The sequence below is a fragment of the Nonomuraea sp. NPDC059007 genome (assembly GCF_042740555.1).
Lineage (GTDB): Bacteria > Actinomycetota > Actinomycetes > Streptosporangiales > Streptosporangiaceae > Nonomuraea.
The window spans coordinates 1-3,495 of the sequence record NZ_JBHYJD010000117.1 but is presented as its reverse complement, the minus strand read 5'-3'; the positions used below and the strand labels follow the sequence as shown (position 1 = coordinate 3,495).

Here is a 3,495-nt window from a genome sequence, read left to right as displayed (position 1 = left end):
CCGGCCCGCTCCGTCACGCGGGCGGCGGAGCGACCCGGCGGCCCGGTCGGCATCTTCCGTCCGGCTGACCCGGCGCGGGCGTGTGACGGGTGCGATGCCGGGGCGGGTGAGCCGTGCCGGGTGGGGTGTTTGGGGTTGGCGGCGTTGGATGACGCCACCGGGTGGGGATTCGCCGACGCGGGCTGACCGGCCGGGCGCATGTCTACGGCCCCGGGTACCGCCGTGGGGGCGGTGCCCGGGGCCGTAGACATACCCGGGGGCGGGGCTATGCGGTGGCGGGCGTGGCGGCGCTGTCAGACGCGCCCGTGCCGTCCGCACCGTCCGCACCGTCCGCACCGTCCGCGCCGTCCGTGGTGTCGGGGGTGGTGGGGGTGGGCGGGTGGATGGCGATGTGAGCGGCGATCAGCTCGGCCACTTCGGCGGGCGGGGTGTCGGCGAGAAGGTCGGTCGTCGGATAGGTGTCGCCGGGGGTGGTGTGGCCGAGGTAGGTCCACCGGATAGTGAGAGGCGGCGCGGCGGGGTCGGCGGGGGTGGGGTTGATCGGGATGATCACCTCGACCAGGTGGCCTTCAGGCGAACGGTAGTCCTGACCGTAGGCGTCATGGTGGCCCGTCCGGGTGTGGTCGGCGTTGTAGCGGTGGCCCTGTGTGTGGCGTTCGTAGCCGTGAGCGCGCAGGGCGCGGGTGTAGGGCAGGACGCCGGGCATGCAGTACGCGATGTCGTCGATGCTGAGGTGGTAGTCGCCGAGGAGGTCGCTCATGTTGCGGGCGACCGTCTCGAAGTCGGGCTGTCCGAACATGCACGCGTCACAGGTGCGGGCGTCATCGCAGGTGTCGCACCGGCTGAGGGTATACATCTCCTCGTAGCGGCAGATTTCCAGCAGGGTGCCGTCGTCGCCGCGTTCGGGGCGGGCGATGACGGGGTGGCCGTGGTCGTCGTTCCACATGATCGCCCAACCGGGGCCGTGGGCGGCGAGAGCGCGGGCGTAGGTGGGTGCGATCGTGAGCTGCTCGATGGTGTCGGGGAAGCCGCTGTCGTTGAGATGGCGGTAGAGGTCGGTGGTGTGGGGGGTGAGTCCGGCGGCGGTGGCCATCAGCGCGGCGACGGCGGCGGGCGGGGTGCGGCGCGGCACGGTCGCGATGTAAGCAGGTGCCGGATCGGCCCCGGTGTCACCCCCGGCCCCGGCAACGGTGATGGTGATGGTGATGGTGATCGAGGCCCGGGTATCGCGCATGTAGGGCGTGGCGAGGGTGGCGGTGGCCCCGTCGGGCGTCCGATAACGGGTGATGATGTCGCCGGTGGCGGGGTCGAGGTGGCTGGGCTGGTCGCGGTGGATGCCGTAGGGGCGTAGCGCGGCGGTGTAAGGGCCGCTGACAGCCATGAGCGACGCGGTGAGCCGCTGACCTTCGAGGCGGAGGCGGGCGGTCACGGTGACGCTGTCGGCGATGCTGCCCGGGGTGGGCGGCGCGCCGGGGGCGTCGTTGGCCAGGGTGGCGGTGATCTCTTCCTGAGTGGTGATCTCCAGCAGGGTGCCGTGGTCGGCCATCGCGGCGGGCCCGATCAGCAGGTCATGTCCGTCCCACATCAGGGTGTGGCCGGGGCCGGTGTCGACCAGCCCGCGTAGGTGGGCGGGTTCCACGGTGATGCTGGCGGCGGCGGTGTCGGGGGTGGCGTTGGTGTTCGGCGTCATGCGGGTGTGCCCTTTCGTGGTGGCCCCGGAATGGCGCGGCGTGTTATTCCGGTGCGGTTTTCCGGCGGTGTTTCCCGCCTAATTCCATGGACGCTCGACCCCGGCACAATTGTCAACCCGGATACGCGTTTACCTCGAAGGTTCTTCACGATGCTATTCGGGCAATTGGGTATCGTCCGCCGTCGTCTTCTCATGGGGTGACGAGCCGGGCCGGCCCGGGATGTCAAGTCGAAACCGTCGCCTTCTCGCGAGGTGTTTTCGCAGGTCGGAGGTTGTTTTGTTAGGTTAGCCTCTCCAGCCGTTGGGGTGACATTATTTGTGGCCGGGTCGGCTTGCCAGCCGGGTTAGTGGCGAGGGATGGTCGTGACGCAAACGAAAAACACCGGCCCACACCGGGGCCGGGAATTCGATCGGAAAGGGCGTCACGAAATGGCTATTCATACCCCGGAAATGACCGCTACCGAAACCGTTCCTACCGACACCGGAACCGCCGCTGCGATTCCCGCCACGGACGCGCCCGTAATGGCCCCTGACGGCCCCGACGCCGCCCCGGTCACTGACCCCGCGACGGACGCGGACGGGCGTGTGGGGGCGGTGTGGGCCGCACTGAACGCCGAGCCCGGCGGGTCGGCCACGATGATCGGGGCGGCGGCCGACCTGAACCGCACGGTCGCGGGGAAGATCCTCGGCCAACTCGAAGCCGACGGGCACGCCCGCCGTGAGCCGGGCGTGAACGACGGCGGGCGCGGGCGCGCGGCTGACCGGTGGTACCCGATCACCACGGACCCCACCGACTCCCCGGCCGACACTGCCGCGCCGACCGAGCCAACCGACACCGCCGACGCGCCCACACCGGCCCCCGAAACACCGGACGCCGCACCCGACCCCACCCCCATGCCCGACACGGACACGCCGGACGCGGACGCGGTGCCCGTTTCGGAGGAGGAGGTCGTCCCGTCCGGCATTGGTTCGGCCGAGCCCGCCCCGGCGGACGAGCCGACCGATGACGAGGCAGACCTGACCGAGGAGGCGGCCGGTCAGGTGCCGGGTGGGGTGGACGGTGACCTCGACGCGGCCCCTGACGCCGACGCGGTCGAGCCGGTGTCTGATCCGGTGGCCGATGACCCGGCGTGGGCGCGGGCCCGTGCCGACCTGTCGGAGCTGGCGGACCTGTTCTACGGGGTGCTCACGGCGAAGGACGAGGGGAACGCGGTGATGGCGTTGGGGTGCCTGGAAATGGCGATGACGAAAGTCGCGTCGGCGCATCGCAGTGCGCGGGCGGCGCTGACCGGCACCGCCACCCCCGCCCACCCGGTATCAGGGGCCCGTCCGGGGACCGGTGGCGGCACGGGTGCGGGTGGCAGCACGCGGCCGGGTGCGTTGCGGGAAGAGATCTACGCGCACCTGACCGAGTTCCCCGGCAAGGAATTCAGCCCGCATGACATGGCCAAGGCGTTGGGCGGCCGTTCGTCCGGCGCGGTGGCCAACGCCCTGGACCGCTTGGTTCAGCTCGGGAACGCGGTGCTGACCACGGAACGGCCCCGCCGGTTCGCCCTCGCCCCCACCGTCAACCACGCCCCGGCCCACCCTGCCCCGGCCACCGCCCCCGCCATGACCCCGGCCAACCCCGCCAACCCCGCCAACCCCGCCAACCCCGCCAACCCCGCCGACGCTATCGCCGGGGACGGCGCGACGGCTGACACCTCCGGCGACTGAACCGGGGGTGGGGGGGGCCGCGCCCACCGGGCCCCCCCCCCCCCCCCCCCGGGGGGGGGGGGCCCCCCCGACCCCCCCCCCCCCCCCCC

General features: G+C 72.1%; 3 protein-coding genes. 2 read left to right on the top strand and 1 reads right to left on the bottom strand.

Going from position 1 to position 3,495, the window contains the following annotated elements:
- Nucleotides 1-186, top strand: a 186-nt coding sequence (locus tag ACFWY5_RS57930; protein ID WP_379640392.1) for a hypothetical protein, incomplete at its 5' end; no start/stop codon positions are given.
- A gap of 79 nt (nt 187-265) precedes the next feature.
- On the opposite strand, the gene ACFWY5_RS57925 is transcribed toward ACFWY5_RS57930, so the two are convergent.
- Nucleotides 266-1,690 carry a hypothetical protein gene (locus tag ACFWY5_RS57925; RefSeq protein ID WP_379628127.1) on the bottom strand — a complete coding sequence of 475 codons (1,425 nt, stop codon included), beginning with the start codon at nt 1,688-1,690 and terminating at the stop codon, nt 266-268.
- A 522-nt stretch (nt 1,691-2,212) separates the two neighbouring features.
- Here ACFWY5_RS57925 and ACFWY5_RS57920 point away from each other — a divergent pair.
- Nucleotides 2,213-3,406, top strand: a complete 1,194-nt coding sequence (locus tag ACFWY5_RS57920; RefSeq protein WP_379628125.1) for a hypothetical protein — start codon at nt 2,213-2,215, stop codon at nt 3,404-3,406.
- Nucleotides 3,407-3,495: the final 89 nt, after the last annotated feature.

Excerpts from the sequence above, each read along its gene's own strand:
- ACFWY5_RS57925 (WP_379628127.1), bottom strand. The coding sequence starts at position 1,690 with ATGACGCCGAACACCAACGCCACCCCCGACACCGCCGCCGCCAGCATC.
- ACFWY5_RS57920 (WP_379628125.1), top strand. The coding sequence starts at position 2,213 with ATGGCCCCTGACGGCCCCGACGCCGCCCCGGTCACTGACCCCGCGACG.